The 16,580-nt window shown below is 54.0% G+C and carries 18 protein-coding genes, 2 pseudogenes, 1 riboswitch and 1 other annotated feature; of the genes and pseudogenes, 5 read left to right on the top strand and 15 right to left on the bottom strand.

Translation table 11 applies throughout. The features are described 5' to 3' along the window. The 3 genes from P378_RS13585 to P378_RS13575 all read right to left on the bottom strand — a co-directional run bounded on the left by P378_RS13585 (position 1) and on the right by P378_RS13575 (position 3,648). Positions 1-1,935, bottom strand: a complete 1,935-nt coding sequence (locus tag P378_RS13585; RefSeq protein WP_099083626.1) for a molybdopterin biosynthesis protein — start codon at positions 1,933-1,935, stop codon at positions 1-3. A 293-nt stretch (positions 1,936-2,228) separates the two neighbouring features. Next, the gene (locus P378_RS13580) at positions 2,229-3,455 is read right to left on the bottom strand and encodes a molybdopterin molybdotransferase MoeA (RefSeq protein WP_238473231.1); all 1,227 of its coding nucleotides are present in this window, start codon (positions 3,453-3,455) and stop codon (positions 2,229-2,231) included. 13 nt (positions 3,456-3,468) lie between these two features. Continuing rightward, positions 3,469-3,648: a hypothetical protein gene (locus tag P378_RS13575; protein ID WP_099083625.1), complete on the bottom strand. Its 180-nt coding sequence runs from the start codon at positions 3,646-3,648 to the stop codon at positions 3,469-3,471. A 162-nt stretch (positions 3,649-3,810) separates the two neighbouring features. Between P378_RS13575 and P378_RS21965 the strand changes: the two genes are divergently transcribed. The 5 genes from P378_RS21965 (at position 3,811) to P378_RS13565 (ending at position 5,835) form a co-directional block, all read left to right on the top strand. Next, positions 3,811-4,053: a hypothetical protein gene (locus tag P378_RS21965; RefSeq protein ID WP_238473230.1), complete on the top strand. Its 243-nt coding sequence runs from the start codon at positions 3,811-3,813 to the stop codon at positions 4,051-4,053. Next, a complete protein-coding gene (gene hemZ, locus P378_RS13570; protein WP_238473229.1) occupies positions 3,960-5,054 on the top strand; it encodes a coproporphyrinogen dehydrogenase HemZ in 1,095 nt (364 codons plus the stop codon). Before P378_RS21965 ends, hemZ begins: the two co-directional genes overlap by 94 nt. Further along, positions 5,021-5,299, top strand: a complete 279-nt coding sequence (locus P378_RS21960; protein WP_238473228.1) for a hypothetical protein — start codon at positions 5,021-5,023, stop codon at positions 5,297-5,299. Before hemZ ends, P378_RS21960 begins: the two co-directional genes overlap by 34 nt. A gap of 135 nt (positions 5,300-5,434) precedes the next feature. Then, positions 5,435-5,557, top strand: a complete 123-nt coding sequence (locus tag P378_RS23095) for a hypothetical protein (RefSeq protein ID WP_274378726.1) — start codon at positions 5,435-5,437, stop codon at positions 5,555-5,557. A gap of 80 nt (positions 5,558-5,637) precedes the next feature. Beyond that, positions 5,638-5,835 carry an NEDD8-activating enzyme E1 regulatory subunit gene (locus P378_RS13565; protein ID WP_099083624.1) on the top strand — a complete coding sequence of 66 codons (198 nt, stop codon included), beginning with the start codon at positions 5,638-5,640 and terminating at the stop codon, positions 5,833-5,835. 14 nt (positions 5,836-5,849) lie between these two features. Here the strand turns inward: P378_RS13565 and P378_RS13560 are convergent, their stop codons facing one another. From P378_RS13560 to P378_RS13505, 12 genes and pseudogenes are all read right to left on the bottom strand, one after another. Continuing rightward, positions 5,850-6,428: a 5-formyltetrahydrofolate cyclo-ligase gene (locus tag P378_RS13560; RefSeq protein WP_099083623.1), complete on the bottom strand. Its 579-nt coding sequence runs from the start codon at positions 6,426-6,428 to the stop codon at positions 5,850-5,852. Positions 6,429-6,477: 49 nt separating this feature from the next. Continuing rightward, the gene (locus P378_RS13555) at positions 6,478-6,909 is read right to left on the bottom strand and encodes an ACT domain-containing protein (protein ID WP_099083622.1); all 432 of its coding nucleotides are present in this window, start codon (positions 6,907-6,909) and stop codon (positions 6,478-6,480) included. 25 nt (positions 6,910-6,934) lie between these two features. Continuing rightward, positions 6,935-8,238: pseudogene (locus tag P378_RS13550) on the bottom strand (phenylacetate--CoA ligase family protein). Positions 8,239-8,491: 253 nt separating this feature from the next. Next, positions 8,492-8,733 (bottom strand) — a binding site (T-box leader). A 259-nt stretch (positions 8,734-8,992) separates the two neighbouring features. Then, a pseudogene (tsaD, locus tag P378_RS13545) lies at positions 8,993-10,014 on the bottom strand (tRNA (adenosine(37)-N6)-threonylcarbamoyltransferase complex transferase subunit TsaD). A gap of 199 nt (positions 10,015-10,213) precedes the next feature. Beyond that, positions 10,214-10,660 (bottom strand): ribosomal protein S18-alanine N-acetyltransferase, encoded by a 447-nt coding sequence (rimI, locus tag P378_RS13540; protein WP_099083680.1) that lies wholly within the window; start codon positions 10,658-10,660, stop codon positions 10,214-10,216. A 29-nt stretch (positions 10,661-10,689) separates the two neighbouring features. Then, positions 10,690-11,394 carry a tRNA (adenosine(37)-N6)-threonylcarbamoyltransferase complex dimerization subunit type 1 TsaB gene (gene tsaB, locus P378_RS13535; RefSeq protein ID WP_099083621.1) on the bottom strand — a complete coding sequence of 235 codons (705 nt, stop codon included), beginning with the start codon at positions 11,392-11,394 and terminating at the stop codon, positions 10,690-10,692. Beyond that, positions 11,375-11,860, bottom strand: a complete 486-nt coding sequence (gene tsaE, locus P378_RS13530; protein WP_099083620.1) for a tRNA (adenosine(37)-N6)-threonylcarbamoyltransferase complex ATPase subunit type 1 TsaE — start codon at positions 11,858-11,860, stop codon at positions 11,375-11,377. Before tsaE ends, tsaB begins: the two co-directional genes overlap by 20 nt. Before the next feature lie 93 nt (positions 11,861-11,953). Next, entirely contained in the window at positions 11,954-12,964 is a 1,011-nt protein-coding gene (thiL, locus tag P378_RS13525; RefSeq protein WP_238473227.1) for a thiamine-phosphate kinase, read from the bottom strand. Between the two features lie 76 nt (positions 12,965-13,040). Beyond that, complete coding sequence (locus P378_RS13520; protein ID WP_143338491.1) at positions 13,041-13,256, bottom strand: hypothetical protein; 216 nt, start codon at positions 13,254-13,256, stop codon at positions 13,041-13,043. Between the two features lie 68 nt (positions 13,257-13,324). Further along, a complete protein-coding gene (gene thiC, locus P378_RS13515; protein ID WP_099083618.1) occupies positions 13,325-14,623 on the bottom strand; it encodes a phosphomethylpyrimidine synthase ThiC in 1,299 nt (432 codons plus the stop codon). Positions 14,624-14,680: 57 nt separating this feature from the next. After that, positions 14,681-14,795, bottom strand: a riboswitch (TPP riboswitch). 90 nt (positions 14,796-14,885) lie between these two features. Next, the gene (locus tag P378_RS13510; protein WP_099083617.1) at positions 14,886-15,293 is read right to left on the bottom strand and encodes a response regulator; all 408 of its coding nucleotides are present in this window, start codon (positions 15,291-15,293) and stop codon (positions 14,886-14,888) included. A gap of 125 nt (positions 15,294-15,418) precedes the next feature. Further along, entirely contained in the window at positions 15,419-16,576 is a 1,158-nt protein-coding gene (locus P378_RS13505) for an amidohydrolase (RefSeq protein ID WP_099083616.1), read from the bottom strand. Positions 16,577-16,580: the final 4 nt, after the last annotated feature.

The raw sequence follows: 16,580 nt of genomic DNA, 5'->3' as shown, positions 1-16,580 counted from the left end.
CTAAATGCCCTGCCGGTACATGACACCGCCACAGTCACGCAAATCATAACCTCCCAGGGCTTCCACCTGCTGCCGGAACTCCGGTGTGGCGATCACTTCCAACAGACGGGTGACGTAAGGGGTGTCCCAGTATTCCCCGGGAATGCAAAGGTCATAACGTTCTTCCACCACCGGCACGAAATCCAAATCCAGGGCGTTGGCCGCCGCCAGAATGCCCAGACCCGCATCGGCGGCACCACTGGCCACCGCTGCCGCCACCGCCATGTGGGTGTACTCTTCCCGGTTATAGCCGTAGATGCTGTCCGGATCAATGGCCAGCTGTTTCAAGCGGAAATCCAGCAAAATGCGGGTTCCCGCTCCCCTCTGGCGGTTAATGAAGCGGATCCCTTCCCGGGCCAAATCTTCCAGTCCCTTAATATGCAAGGGGTTGCCCCTGGCCACCATCAGCCCCTGCTGCCGGTACACCAGGTTCAGCAAGACAACCGGGCGGTCTCCCAGTAATCTTTGAATGTAGCTCACGTTATAATCGCCGGTTTCTTCGTCCAGGAGGTGGGTACCGGCACAGTGACACTCACCCCGTTTAATGGCGGAAAGACCCCCCAGGCTCCCCACATTGGCGCTGGAAAGGCTGGCTTCGGGAAATTTCCGGCGCAGGTGATTGGCCAGAACATCCAGTGCCATATCATGGCTGCCGATGACCACGGTGGTTTGACGGACTTCTTCCAGGGGGCGCATCAGCTCAACCTTTACGGTGTCGCCGGCCCGAAATCCTTCGGACAACCGGGGTACCCGCAGCATGCCGTCCGCCCTGACCAGGGACATGATAACCCCGGCGCCCCGGGAAATGGGAGTGGCAATAATTTTTTCTCCCACCTGCCCCATTTTAACCCGGATAAACTCTTCCACACCCATGGGGGAGGGCATTTTCCGCGAGATGATGGCTTCGGTGGTCTTAGGAGCAGGCGGTACGGATCCCAGCTTTTTATACACAATGGGCCGCACAAACAGTTCCATAGTCAGGAAGGCGGACACCGGGTAACCCGGCACGCCGATGACCGGTTTGCCCTTGACCTCCCCTAAAATCACCGGCTTGCCCGGTTTGATGGCTGCGCCGTGGGTTAAGACGGTGCCCAACTGCCGGATCAACTCGGCGGTAAAATCCTCCCGCCCGGCGGAAGAACCGGCATTAATGACCACGATATCCGCCTGTTCAACGGCATTCAGAGCGGATTCCTTTAACCGTTCCCAGTCATCCACGGTGATGGGCCAGCGCAGGGGTTCACCGCCCCAGGTCTGAACCATGGCCCCAAAGACCCGGGTGTTGTACTCCACGATATCTCCCGGTTTCAGTTCTGCACCCGGCTGCACCAGTTCGGTGCCGGTGGGCAGCAGGGCTACCTTTGGCCGGGGGTGCACTTTGATTTTGGCGACCCCGCCGGCCAGAATGCCGCCAATATCCATGGGACGGATTTGGTGATTGGCGGGCAGGATCATTTCAGTGGCCACCACGTCTTCCCCGATGGCCCGCACATGCTGCCAGGGTGCCGCCGCCGATGTAATTTCAAAGACCTCGTCCTCCACAAAGTGAACATCTTCAATCATAATAACCGCATCACAGCCCGGCGGGATGGGATCTCCGGTGTCCACCACCCGGGCTTTATCGCCCAGCCGGATCTGTTTGGGTGCAGCGTCCGAAGCGCCGAAGGTGATGGAGGAGTCCACCGCAATGCCGTCCATGGCGGAGGCATTGTAGTGAGGGGAAGAATTCCGGGCGAAGACAGGTTCTGCCGTAACCCGGCCCAGGGCCTCCTCCACGGAAATCTCTTCCGGTGCGCCGGGAGCCAGGGAGCCTACGGCCTCCAGGTGCTTCAGCAGCCCTTCCAGCGCCTCTTCCCAGGGACGATCGTCCAGGTAAACATCACGTTTATTTCGCATAGGCATTTCTCCTGTTCCTTATAAACATTTCACAGAATTTATTTGGCAAAAGTTGTATGACCATGTATAGTAACATTTTAGTTTTTTCTATATGAGAATTGTTTTTTTAAAATGTAGGTGATACCTTAAGGCAGCCTGACAATTGAGAGGTGAGAAGCGAGAGATTAGAGGTGAGAGAACTACTTGGGTTATATGCTCTTCTCACTTTTGACTTCTCACATCTCACTTCTCATATGCCCGCTTCGCTTTTGGAAAAGCCAGTCTACCTGCGCAGGGTTTGTTTATTGTTTTACCTAAAACAACCACACATCCACCAGTTCCCCGGCTTCCACTCCTTCTTTGGTCAGGGGGATATGGGCCACGCCGTCTGCCTTGACCATGGTGCTGATCAGGCCCGATTTGCCTAAAACCGGGTCCGCCACAACGGTGCCGTCCTCCTGGCGGCGCAGGGTGACCCGCAAAAAGTCCTCCCGCCCGGTGGCGGAGTGAATGTTGCGGGTAATGGCGGCCCTTAAGGGGAATGCCCTGCGGGGTTGTGCCGGGCCTGCGGACTCAATGATGGGCCTTGCCAGCAGGTCAAACACCACCATGGCGGAAACAGGGTGTCCCGGTAAGCCGAAAACGGTCTTCCCTTCCACCACCGCTCCAATGGAGGGTTTACCCGGTTTAATGGCGATGCCATGGAATAACACCCCCGGGCTGCCCAGGGTTTCAATGACGTTGGCGGTGACATCCCGGGCCCCCACCGAACTGCCGCCGGAAATAAGGACCATGTCATTTTCGGCCAGGGCCTTGACCATGGCGCTGCGCAGGGTTTCAAAATGGTCCTCGATAATGCCGTACAGGGTAGGTAAGCCCCCGGCTTCCAAAACCTGGCCGTAAAGGGTGTAGGAATTAATGTCCCGGACCTTGCCGGGAGTGGCGGGGTGTTCGGGTTCAATCAACTCGTTGCCGGTGGAAAGGATGCCTACCTTCAGCGGTTCCAGCACCGGCACCCGGGTAATTCCCACTGCCGCCAGCAGGCCCAGGTCCTGGGGCCGTAAACAGTGTCCCGCCGTCAGTACCACCGACCCCGCGGCTACGTCCTCACCCCGCCGGACCAGGTGATCCCCCGGGGCCACCGGTTTGGTTACGCCGATGGTGTGCTGATCCAGTTCTTCGGTGTATTCCACCATTACCACCGCATCTGCCCCGGGGGCAGCATGCCTCCGGTGGGGATAACCCAGGCTTGTCCCGGACCCACCGGCGGCGGCCTCTTGGCCCATCATCACTTCTCCGGTCACATCTACATAGGCCGGCAGGGACTCGGTGGCCCCAAAAGTATCCCGGGCTCTCAGGGCATACCCGTCCATGGTGGAGCGGTCAAACCCCGGCACGTCGTCCCGGGCGGTGATGTCCCGGGCCAGGATGCGGTTTAGTCCCTCAAGCAGCGGCACAATCTCTTCCTTTGCCCGGGCAGGCAAATGAGCAGTTAACGTCTCGCGGGCTTGCTGTACCGTCAGTACATTAAATAATTCCAAAGCGACCCCTCCGCTAGAAGCAGCCTAATTCACAGGCCTTAATCTTAATCTTTAACTCATTGCATAGATCTCCGACAACCTTGGGGGGCACATGAAAGTCACTGGCAATTTTACGTGCAGCGGTGCAGGAAAGTCTTCCTTCCTTAGCGGTTTCCTTGACGATCTTGATAATTTTTTCCCTTTGCTCGCTCATGGTGATCTCCCCTCTTACTTTGAATAATCTTTATTTGTGTTATTATTACAATACAATGTCAAAATATCCTGCCTGTTCCAGCGAGTGTTATGTCTTTTTTTGCATAACGGGCTGTTTTGAGGATTTGGTTATAATGTATCGTAGATAAAGGGGAGAAAAGCATTGATCATTGGTTTGTCCGATACAGCTTTTGAATACAGGGGAACCATTCAGGACATCATCTGGCTGTTTTACCCCGGCGCCGAACTGGTTGCCGGACCGAAGGGCGAGTTTTTCCTTCACCTCACCCTAAGGCAGGAAGGACAGCTTCTTTGGGCGGAGACGCAGCTTTACAGCAACGGCACTGCCATGGCCCACCGGAGGAGGGCCTGCCCATCCTGCCCGGGGAAACTCCCAATGAACTGAAACGATTGGCCCGTATGGCCGTTTATCGAATCCTGGAGTCCTTCAGCGGCCGGCAGCCCACTCCCTGGGGAATTATGACCGGCATCCGGCCCACCAAAGTGGTGCACCGGCTGTTGGACCTCGGCTGGCACAGCAAAGAAATCCTATCTTACCTGGTGGAGAAGTATGCCCTGCGGCAGGATAAAGCGGCTTTGATTACCGGCATCGCTGAAACCCAGCGCCCCTTTATGCTTTCCAGGAAGCAGGCCGGGCGGCTGGTAAGCATTTATATCGGCATACCCTTTTGCCCCACCCGCTGCCTGTACTGTTCTTTCCCTTCCTACTCCATAAAACATCACCGCAGCATGGTGGAACCCTTTTTCAACGCCTTGCTGGAGGAAATCCGGGTGGTGGGAGAAACCCTGCAGGCCAATGGGCTGACCGTACAAACCATCTACCTGGGTGGCGGAACGCCCACCAGTCTAAATTTAGAACAATTAGAAACCTTACTAAGTGCCGTCAATACCTATTTAAGAAATGAACACACCGATGAAGTTACTGTAGAAGGGGGCCGGCCGGACACGTTAAAGGAGGAGGTCCTGGCATCTCTGGCGGCTCACGGCGTGACCAGGCTCAGCATCAATCCCCAGACCATGAACCAGAAAACCCTGGATGCCATAGGCCGGGCCCATACGGCAGAAGATGTCTACCGGGCGGTGGAAGGGGCCCGCAAATTTAGATTTGCCACTGTCAATATGGATGTGATCATCGGTCTGCCGGGAGAAACGGTGGCGGACGTGACCCGCACCGTGGACAGCTTGCTGCAATTAAAACCGGAGAACATCACGGTGCACGCTCTGGCCCTCAAAAGGGCCTCCCATCTGAAGCAGCGGCTGGCAGAATTCCCCCTGTCGGACGCCGGGGAAGCCGCAGCCATGTGGGAGGAAACCGCCCGGGGCGCCAGGACCTGGGTTTGGTGCCCTACTACATGTATCGCCAGAAACAAATGGTGGGGAATCTAGAAAACATCGGCTACGCTTTGCCGGGGCACCCGTGCATTTATAACATCCAGATGATTGAAGAGCGGCAAACCATCATCGGACTTGGCGTGGGGGCCGGTTCCAAGTGGGTCGACCCCCGGACCTGGAACCTGATCAATGAATACAATGCCAAAGAACCCCGCCAGTATGTGGAACGGCTGGGCGAATACCTGGAACGGAAAGTCAACCATATTAACCATTTATCAACCATTGATGATAACTTGTAAGGGCGGGGAGAACACACCGCCCTTTTTTGTTGAATATTTCCATGGAGGAAACAAAAAAACCTTACTTCTTGTTGAAATAAACCTCCCCTTGGGCCCGTCAAAATAGACGTATAGTTAAAAGGAGGCAAAAGGCCATTGCATTACCGGGGACTGGATAGGCTGCTACAGGACTTGCCTCTCGAACCGGTACCGGAGGATTTGACAAAGAACATTATGGCTGCCATTCAGCCTCTGGTTGCAGAAAGAAGAAAAAAATAACTTTTTAACAGAAGAACACTTACCTATTTAACATTCCACCCATATGATAGGGTATACGACTGAAAGGATGTGATCAATCTATGACCATCTATGAAGCCATTCAGTTAATCAAGCAAATTGGTTTTAATGTCCGGCCGGTGCCCGGCACCAGTAGCTACATGATCGAAACCCCCGAGGGCAAAATTTCCTGGCTCAAAGAAAAAACCATGTTACAGTTGGTGACGTCCTTAAAAGACAATCCCAATCATCTCCGCACCACATTAAATGAGATATTGTAGGCTGCTTCCCGGGCTTAACGGCATTTGAAAAGCCTCTTCTCGGTGATGATGATCTGAACGGGTTGGTCATAGGGTCCCATGTAAGGGAATAAATCAGGCACCACTTGCAGTTCGTAAGCCAGCGCCACTGTTGCCGCATCCGGCCTGAGCCGGCAGATGAACCTGTCATAATAGCCCCCTCCGTAACCCAGGCGGTTTCCCCAGGGGTCAAAGGCTACCCCTGGTACAACCAACAGGTCCAGTTCCTCTGCTGCCACGGGTCTGATTTTACCGGGGCCGGGTTCTAATATACCATAGGAACCGGCAGTGAGGTCGTCGGGGTAGTTTTCCAGCAGGGAAGGCATTATGGATTTATCCCTCTGGTTCACCACCGGTACCGTAAGCCTTTTGCCCGAATAAAGGGCATGTCTTACCAACTGGTCTGTGGCCACCTCATTCCTAAAGTCCAAATAGGTCATGATGGTACTGGCCTTTTGATAGGGTTCCAGATTCAGTAATTGTTCTATGATATGTTTGCTTTTTGCCCGGACTTCCTGTTCCCCTAAGGAAGTGCGGGCTGCCAATAGTTGTTTCCGAATTGCCTTTTTGTCCACAATCGTTCCCCTTTACAAAAATCCTCCCAAAACGGGGAGGATTTTTTAATCATATCTGGTAAACTTCATCTCCCGGCACAATGCGGACCCCATTCTCCTGCAGCACTTTGATGGCTTCGTCCACCTGTTCCACCCGGAAAACAATTAAAGCTGCAGTGGTGGTTTGGGTGACAAAGGCGTAAAGGTATTCAATGTTGATACCCACTTTATCCAAATGACACAGGATGCTGCTTAAGCCGCCGGGCTGGTCGGTGACTTCCACGGCAATCACATCGGTGGTGCTTACGGTGAAGCCGGCTTCCTTTAAGACCTGGTAGGCCAGCTGGGGCTTGTTGACGATCAAGCGGAGAATACCAAAATCTGTGGTGTCTGCGATGGACAGGGCACGGATGTTGATGTCGTTTTCTCCCAGCACCTCGGTTACTTTGGCCAGCCGCCCCTTCTTGTTCTCCAAAAAGATGGAAATCTGCTGTACGCGCACTTGCACAACCTCCCTGTATTTAAATTTATAATTCCCTCTTATCGATGACCCTTTTCGCTTTACCCTCACTTCTGGGCAAAGATTTCGGCTCTACCAGTTTAATTTTAGCTGAAATCCCCAGGACACTTAAGATGCGTTCCCGTAATCTTCTTTCCAAGACCTCCAGCCCGGCAATCTTATCCGAGAACATCTTGGCGGACAGTTCCACCTGAACCTCCAGGTCGTCCATGGCCGCCTTACGGTCAACCACCAGCAGGTAGTGAGGTTCGGTTTCACCAAACTCCAACAGCACACTTTCGATTTGGGAGGGGAAGACGTTGACGCCGCGGATGATCAGCATGTCATCCGTGCGTCCGGTAATGCGTTCCATCCGCAGGTGGGTACGACCGCAGGCGCATTTTTCAGGATAGAGGGCTGAAATGTCTCTTGTCCGGTAACGGATCACCGGGAATCCTTCCTTGGTCAAGGTGGTGAACACCAGTTCACCCTTTTGGCCGTAGGGCAGGGGTTGTTCAGTCTCCGGATCAATAATTTCCGGGATGAAGTGATCCTCAAAGATATGCAGACCGTTTTTGTAAGAACACTCCATGGCCACACCGGACCCAGGACTTCACTCAAGCCATAAATGTCATGGGCGTTAATGCCCAGTTTTTCTTCCAGTTGGGCCCTCATGTTGTTGGACCAGGGTTCCGCGCCAAAGACACCGGCCTTCAGGCGTAGGCTACCGAGATCAATACCCACCGCCTGGATCTCATCCGCCAGGTACATGGCATAGGACGGGGTACAAGTTAAAATGGTGGTGCCGAAATCCTGCATCAGCATGAGCTGGCGGGCAGTGTTGCCGCCGGAAATGGGCACAATGGTGGCGCCCAATCGTTCGGCCCCGTAGTGAATGCCCAGACCGCCGGTGAAAAGGCCGTAGCCGTAGGCGTTTTGCACCACGTCATCCTTGGTGCCGCCGGCCATGGCAAGGCAGCGGGCCACCAGGTCGGACCAGTTGTCCAGATCCTTTTTGGTGTAACCCACCACAATGGGTTTGCCGGTGGTGCCGGAAGAAGCGTGCATCCGTACAATTTCGCTGCGGGGAACGGCAAATAAGCCGAAGGGATAGGTATCCCGCAGGTCTTTTTTGGTGGTAAAAGGTAAATGCTTTAAGTCCTCCAGGGATTTAATATCCCCCGGGGTTAGACCTTTTTCCTGAAAGGCCTGCCGGTAAAAGGGGACAGATGTATAAACCTTTTCCACCAGCGCCTTCAACCGTTTTATTTGAATCTCGGCCATTTGATCACGAGACATTGTTTCATGGTAAGCATCCCAATAAGGAGACAAAATGTCCACCTCCATATTATTATAGTTTCTAATGAGAAAATTTTAAATCAGAGAATTCTAAATGTATTCTAAAAAAACCTTACGTTCCTACCGGAAGGATTTGGCGCCTGCCCCCTTTCCTGAAATAAATAAAAAATCCCCGTCCCCAGCAGGACGGAGAATTGCTCCGCAGTACCACCCTTATTGGCCAATTGACCCACCTCAAAAGGCACGGCATAAAATCACCACCGGTAGAATAAAAAAACCCCATCCACCAAGGGACGGAGGTATTTCCGTGGTACCACCCTAATTGCTAAAAGCCACTCCACCGGTACGGGATATTGTCCGATACCTTTCCCTTTTAACGGCGGGAATTCCGGCTGTGCCTACTGAACTCTTCAGCACAGCAACTCCGGAGGGAACTTCAGTCAAACGTCCTTAAAGAAGCTTCCAGTCCAGGCTTCTTCTCCCTGGGAAGGCCAGGAATGACCTACTTTTCTCCATCATCGACTTCTCCTATCAACTTAAAGTTAAGTTATCACAGTTCCTAACCCCAGTCAATATTTTTTTACAATTGGACATTGAAAATAAAGATAAACCGCCTAAAATTTGAACACCTCTATGGATTTGCACTGTTCGAGTTGCCGTCTCTTACTATTCACAACAAAAACCCTTATTTCTTAAGTTATTAACAGACTTATCCACATTATCCACAGGATTTCTTCCACAGAACAGTGAATTATTAAAGAAAGTTAACTGTTTATGTTAATTTTTTCTAATATTTTTCTTCCCCCAGGGCCAGTGCCGGGACGGCATTTAATGTCAGGGGGGCAAAGTCCCCCCGGAGATATTTGTAATACCCGGCGCAGGCGATCATGGCCGCGTTGTCGGTGCACAGGTTAAGCGGCGGCAAGACGAGCCTGCAGCCTGCGGCTGCGGCCCTTTCCTGCAGCAAAGCCCGGAGACCGCCGTTGGCTGCCACGCCACCGGCCATCAGAATGGTCTTAACGCCGGTCCGCTGCACCGCCAGCATGGTTTTTTCCACCAGCACTTCCACCACAGACCGCTGGAAGCTGGCCGCCAAATCCGCCTTATTGATCTCTTCCTTGGCCATAGCAGCCCGGTTGAGATGGTTCAGTACGGCAGACTTTAACCCGCTGAAGCTGAAGTCCAGGCTGCCCTCTTCCAGAAAGGCCCTGGGAAACTGCACAGCTTCGGGATTTCCCTCCCGGGCCAGCCGGTCGATGAGAGGCCCCCCGGGATAACCCAGCCCCATGGCCCGGGCCACCTTATCAAAGGCCTCGCCGGCAGCATCATCCCTGGTGCGGCCCAAAAGCCGGTATTCTCCACGGCCGGCAGGTAAACCAAATCCGAATGGCCCCCGGAGACCACCAGGCAAAGCAGAGGAAACTCCAGGTCCGGTTGGGCTAAAAAATTGGCGGCGATATGCCCCTCCAGGTGGTTCACCCCGATCAAAGGAATATCCAACCCATAAGCCATGGCCTTGGCGGCGGCCACCCCCACCAGCAGCGCCCCCACCAACCCCGGCCCATAGGTAACCGCCACCGCACTGAGGTCTCCCAGGCCGACGCCTGCCTGTTCCAGTGCTTCCATAATCACCGGGTGGACATTTTCCAGGTGCTTCCTGGAGGCAACCTCCGGCACCACACCCCCGAACTTTTTGTGAATTTCGATTTGGGAAGAGATGATATTGGAGCGCAGGCCCACCCCGTCCACCAGCACCGCTGCCGATGTCTCGTCACAGGACGTCTCAATGCCCAGGATTGTTATACTCATGGTAACCTCCATATTTCCTCGCTAAATACTTGGTTTATACAGTAACCTTTTTCAAAGTAGTTAAGGTAATAAACAAACCCATCGCAACAGGCAAGGGTACTAGTTATCCATAGAGAACGACTTGCGGAGCAGGAGTGAACGGGGATAACGATAGTACCTCCCCACGAATTTAATCCATACCCCTCTATCTAAGAAAGGCTTATTTTTCTTCATTTGAAACCGGCACTAAATCCAGCCACATAATAATGGCATCCTCGTTGGTATCGGTATAATACTTCTTCCGCAGTCCCTTTTCCTGAAACCCCAGCCTTTTATACAACTGTCGGGCGTTACTGCTGGAAGGCCGCACCTCCAGGGTCATTCGCACAGCCCCCCGCAGCACCGCCTGGCGCATCAATTCAACCATCAGCGCTTCCCCCAACTTGCGCCCCCTGTACCCGGGGTGCACCGCAACGTTGGTAATGTGGGCCTCGTCCAGCACCAGCCACATGCCGGCATACCCCACCACCCGGTCCTGCTGCAGCGCCACCAGGTAGTATGCAAAATTGTTTTGCGTTAATTCGTAGGTAAAGGCCTGCTGGGACCAGGGGGTAGGAAAGGAGACCCTTTCGATTTCCAGCACTCCCGGCAGGTGGTCCACCTTCATCTCAACCAGTTGGTAATCCACTGTCTCACCTACTTCCCGCACCTGGCCGCCAACTTGACTTCCGCCTCAGACATCCTGATATACTCCGCTTGCAGTTCCAGGGGCGGCACGCCTCCTCCCCTGGTCATCTTGCGGTAACCCAGCTCCGCCACCGCTGCTCCTCTGGGCAGCAGGGCAGACTGTGGCGCGAAGACGGCACGGTCCCCTATCCGGTCAAGGATTTCCTGTTTATATTCCGAGACAGCATCGCCTAAAAAGGTTACCGGCCCTTCCCATTGACCCAGGATTTGTACCAATTCCTGCATGCCCAGGGCCAGAGGACCTGTCAGCAGTTCCGGTTGACCGGCGCTTCCTCTGAACACACTGGCGTACACTTCATTTTTCCGTGCATTCAAGATGGGGCAGATCATCTGGCCCTGGGGAGCCAGAGGCAAAGCCAGCGCTTCCAGGGTGGATACGCCCACTACCGGCACCTGCCAGACCCAGGCCAGGGTCTTGGCGGTGGTTAAACCGATTCTCAGCCCAGTAAAGGACCCGGGACCGGAGGATACGGCCACCGCCTCGATTTGTTTGGGGGTGATACCGGCCTCTTCAATCACCGCTTTTATCATAGGAAGCAGGTTGATGGAGTGGGTGCGCCGGTTATTGACCAGGCGTTCAGCCAAAATGCGACCGTCCTCCACCACTGCAACTCCCGCTACCGGGGTTGCTGCCTCAATGCCCAGAACGAACAATCTTCATCAACTCCTCCACCAATTGCTGATAGTGACCGCCCTTTGGCATGAAATGGACCAGCCGTATTTCCTCTGGACCTTCATCCCTGGTCAGTAATATATCCAAACGCTCCCGGGGTAAAACTTCCTCTACCCGCTGGGCCCATTCCACCAGGCAGACACCCTGCCCGTAAAAGTATTCCTCATAGCCCAGGTCTTCCATCTCTGCCGGCCCAGCCAGGCGGTAAACGTCAAAATGGTAGAGGGGCAGTCTTCCTTCATATTCGTTAATTAAGGTAAAGGTGGGGCTGGTGACAGGACCGTCAACCCCCAACCCCCTGGCAATCCCCTGGGAAAACGCTGTTTTCCCGGCACCCAGATCACCATTCAGGCATATGACATCCCCGGGTTGCAACAAGGCCGCCATTTTTTCACCAAGCTGCTTTGTCTCCGCCGGAGAATGGCTTTTTACCATCACCACGCTCATCCAATCACCTTTCCATAGTATTACCACACAAAACGGGGTCAGGCTTGACTTATTGTTGACTTATTGTTGACTTATTGCATTATTATACTTTCTTTATTCCGCGAAATGATTATAACCCTGCATTGCAATGATTTCCCTGGTTCCGTCACATCGTTCCACCGAAAGTCCCTCCGGTTCAGGCACAACGACCCCGATGGCGGTAAAAGGAATGCCTGCTTCGTGCAAGGCTTCTTCCACAGGCTTCCTCCGGTCGGGCCGCAGGGTGAACAGCAGTTCATAATCTTCACCGCCGTTCATCACCCAGTCCAGAACGCCGGTGCCGGCCTGCGAGGCCAACTGCCTTACCCCGGGCAGAACCGGCAAAGCCTTCTCCCAAACCAGGCAGCCCACCGAACTGGCCCGGCAGATTTCCCTTAATTCTGCCGCCAGCCCGTCGCTGTTGTCGTCCAGGGCGGCAACCCCCTCCAGGCTGCCCAGGAGGATACCCTCTGATACCCGGGGTTCCGGACGCAGGTGGGCCCGGATGACCCTGTCCCTCAGTTCCGGCGGGCAGACGCCGTTTTGGGAAAGCAAATAAAGGCCCGCCGCGGCGGTTCCCAGATTTCCGGTGGTATAAATAGTATCCCCCGGCCTGGCGCCGGAGCGAAAAACAGCCCTACCCGCCGTCACTTCCCCCAACAGGGCAATGTTCACCACCAACGGGCCGGGAGATTTTACCGTGTCCCCGCCTACCAGGTTCACTTTATGCTTGCCGGCTATTTCCTTGAGTCCCCGGTAAAGTTCAGCCACATCTTCCACCCGGGTATGTCCGGGGATGGCGATGGACACCACGCCATGGCTGGGTCTGCCCCCCATGGCCGCAATATCGCTGATATTCACTGCCAGGGCCTTGTAACCCACATCAAAATAAGCGGACCAGTCCAACCGGAAATGGATACCCTCCACCATCATATCGGTGGTAAACAGCTGCCAGCAGTCCCCGGGGCACTGCAAAACTGCCGCATCGTCTCCGATGCCGGCAATCACCCCGGCGGGAGAATGAATCATCTTTTTATTTAACAGGTTTATCAAGCCAAATTCGCCAACCTGTGAAAGATTCAACACGGATAGCTCCTCTCCTGCCAAACTATGGTTATTATATAGCAAAGTCCCCTATCTGGGAAAGATAGAGGACTTGACGTTACGAGTGAAGGAAGAAACGAAACAGTTGATAGGTTAAAGCGAACAGCGGCCAGAGGGCAATGACTGCCACAATAAGCCCCGGCGTTTCACCCAAACCCAATTTGCTGGTAATAGCAGGTATGGTTTTCATGACCTTACAGGCCAACCACATCCAAAATACAAAGGCTGCTGCCGCCACAGCAAGGGTGGAGATTTGCTGGATTATCTGTTGCAAGGTCAAGAGCATCCCCCGGTTGTTACTACCGGGTAGTATTGCCATTATCACATGGTTGAAAACATCTTCTAGCAGCTCTCCGGTTCTTTGCCCAGGTATTGCGCCACAATTTTCATGGCACAAAAATCCCCGCACATGGTGCAGGCCTCATGGCCTTCCGGGTTTCGCTCCTGGCGGAATTTAGCAGCCTTCTTGGGGTCGATGGCCAGGGCGATTTGTTGATCCCAGTCCAGGGCCTTGCGGGCCCTTGCCATTTGCTTATCCCAGTCCAGGGCGCCGGGAACGCCCTTCACGATATCCGCTGCGTGGGCGGCAATACGGGAGGCCATAATGCCTTCCCGGACATCTTCCAGGGTGGGTAAACCCAGGTGTTCCGCCGGGGTGACATAACAAAGAAAATCGGCACCTGCAGCGGCGGCAACCGTGCCGCCGATGGCGGAGGTAATATGGTCGTAACCGGGAGCGATGTCGGTTACCAGGGGGCCGAGCACATAAAAGGGTGCGCCTTTGCAAAGGGTCTTTTGCACCTGAACATTGGCGGCAATTTGATCCAGGGGAACATGCCCCGGCCCCTCGACCATGGCCTGAACGCCTTTGGCCCTGGCCCGGTCCACCAGTTCGCCCAAGATAATGAGTTCCTGTATTTGTGCCCTGTCCGTGGCATCCGCCAAACAGCCCGGGCGCAGGCCATCCCCCAGGCTCAGGGTTACATCGTAGCGGAGGCAGATTTCCAGCAGCCTGTCGTACTGCTCGTACAGGGGGTTTTCTTTACCGTGGTGCAGCATCCATCCGGTAAGGAAAGAACCACCCCGGCTGACGATGTCCGTGATGCGGGACTGGTTCTTGATGCGCTCCAGGACCTCCAGGGTGATGCCGCAGTGCACGGTGATAAAATCCACCCCGTCGGCGCAATGCCGTTCAATCACTTCAAAAAGGTCCTCGGCGGACATGGCGATCATGCTGCCGCGTTTTTCACGGTTTTCTAAAAAGGCCTGGTAGATGGGCACCGTCCCCACTGCGATGGTGCTCTCCTCGATAATGCGACGGCGCCCCCGGTCAATCTCCCCGCCGGTGCTCAGGTCCATGACGGCATCTGCCCCGGACTCCAGGACAACCTTGAGCTTTGCCAGTTCTTTTTCAATATCGGGAAAACTGGTAGAAGTGCCGATATTGGCGTTTACCTTGGTCCTGAGACCTTTGCCAAAGCCAGCAGGGTCCAGACTCTTGTGGTTGATATTGGCAGGAATGACAATGGTTCCCTCGGCAACACCCTGCCGGACAAATTCGGGGCTTACTTTTTCCTTTTCAGCCACCCGGCGCATGGCAGGTGTGATCTCTCCTGCTCTGGCCGCTAACATCTGCGTCATTGTTTTCTCCTCCTGTCGGCAAAATAAAAATACCCATAGGAATGATGGGCATTAGTCAAAAAAGTTTCCCACATTCCCTTCGCTGGTATTAACCAGATCAGGTTCAAAGGGTCAAGCACATCAACCGGGTGCTTATCTCAGCCCGCCTCACCGGACCCCCCCATTGGTTACATCCTATATAGTTGTTTTAATACTATTCAACAGCCATAAAAAAATCCTGCACAAATGAAAGGTTCCATCACCAACTGATGATGAGAACCGATTAAGCATAATTTTCGATACAAGCCTGTTCATAGGTTTTGAAATTTCTAGCAAAATTATCCAGCAGGTTCTTAACTTCATCCACATCAAAGGGCTTGCTCATACACAGCAAAGCACCTTTTTGCATGGCAATGGTAGCTGTGTCTTCCGCACTGTAGGCGGTCATCATAACCACATCTGTTCCCGGAGCAATTTTCTTAATTTTTCCCAGGGCTTCCAGTCCCCCCATAATGGGCATGCGTACATCCATAAAGATTAAGTCCGGTTTTATGGTTCGTACTTTATCCACCGCCTCAACACCATTTTGAGCGGTATAGACCCGGTGGCCCGATTCTTTCACCAGAATCTCCAAAAGATAGCGCACTCCCGCCTGATCATCCACGATTAAAACATCGAGTGCTTTTTTCATATTTCTACGCCTCCCGACATATTGTGACAAAGTTCCATAAAAGGCACATATTGCCATTTTACCTATTGTTTCGACGGGAGTTTAGTAAATCCTTCTTTATAATAAATTTTCTTAGGAAATTTTTCCTACTTTGCAATTACCTGTTGGCCCTGTACAAAAACTTGCTCAACCTGGTGGTTTGGGTCAAATAGAGAACGATCTATGATAATGATATCGGCATCCTTGCCCGGTTCCAGGGAGCCCACACGGTGGTCGATACCCACCAGCCTGGCTGCATAAATGGTGATGGCCTTTAATGCCTCTTCCTCCGGCAGGCCCCCTTTCACCGCCAGCCCGGCGGACAGGCTGAGATAATGAATCGGCACCACCGGGTGGTCGGTCATAATGGCAAAGGGAACCCCGGCTTGACTTAAGGCCAGGGCGGTCTCCAGACTCCGGTTCATCAGTTCCACCTTGGCCCGGTTACTGATGATGGGGCCTACCACAGCCTTTACCCCGGCAGCTGCCAGCCAGGGGGCGATCAGGTGTCCTTCGGTGCAGTGTTCCACCACCAGCTCTACGTCAAATTCCCGGGCAATACGGACAGCAGTCATAATATCATCCGCCCGGTGGGCATGCACCCGCAGGGGAACCTCCTTCCTGAGAACCCGGATGACAGCTTCCATCTTCAGGCTGCGTTCCGGTGGGGTAGTGTTGTCAGTCATTGCCCGCTCCTGTTTTACCAGGTAATTCTGTGCCGCCACCAGGGTTTCCCTGAGCAGGGCCGCCGAGGCCATACGGGTGGCAGGCATTTTATTGCCGCTGCCGTAAACCCGCTTGGGGTTTTCTCCCAGGGCGCACTTGAGCCCGGCCGGAAAGCGGACAATCATTTCATCCACCACAGTGCCGTGGGTTTTCATGGCCACCATTTCGCCACCCACAATGTTGGCGCTGCCGGGACCGGTGACCACGGTGGTCACCCCGCCGGCCAGGGCATCCCGAAAGCCTAGATCCGCCGGGTTTACCGCATCAATGGCCCGCAGGTGGGCGGTTACCGGGTCGCTGGTTTCATTGGTGTCGTCCCCTTCAATACGGTAGATTTCTTCCATAATGCCGACATGGGTATGGGCGTCAATCAAGCCCGGCATGACGATCTTACTTGTAGCATCGATCACTTCAATATGCTTGGGCAGGGGAATTTTCTGCCCCGCATGCACAATCTTACCGTCCTCCACCAAAACGGTCCCTCTGATGACGGGCGGGCCGGCCATGGTAAGTACCGTTCCGTTGATAATGGCAAACATGAAT

Source organism: Desulforamulus profundi, from assembly GCF_002607855.1.
The sequence above is the reverse complement of the archived record's forward strand: the minus strand, read 5'-3'. Positions and strand labels throughout refer to the sequence as shown.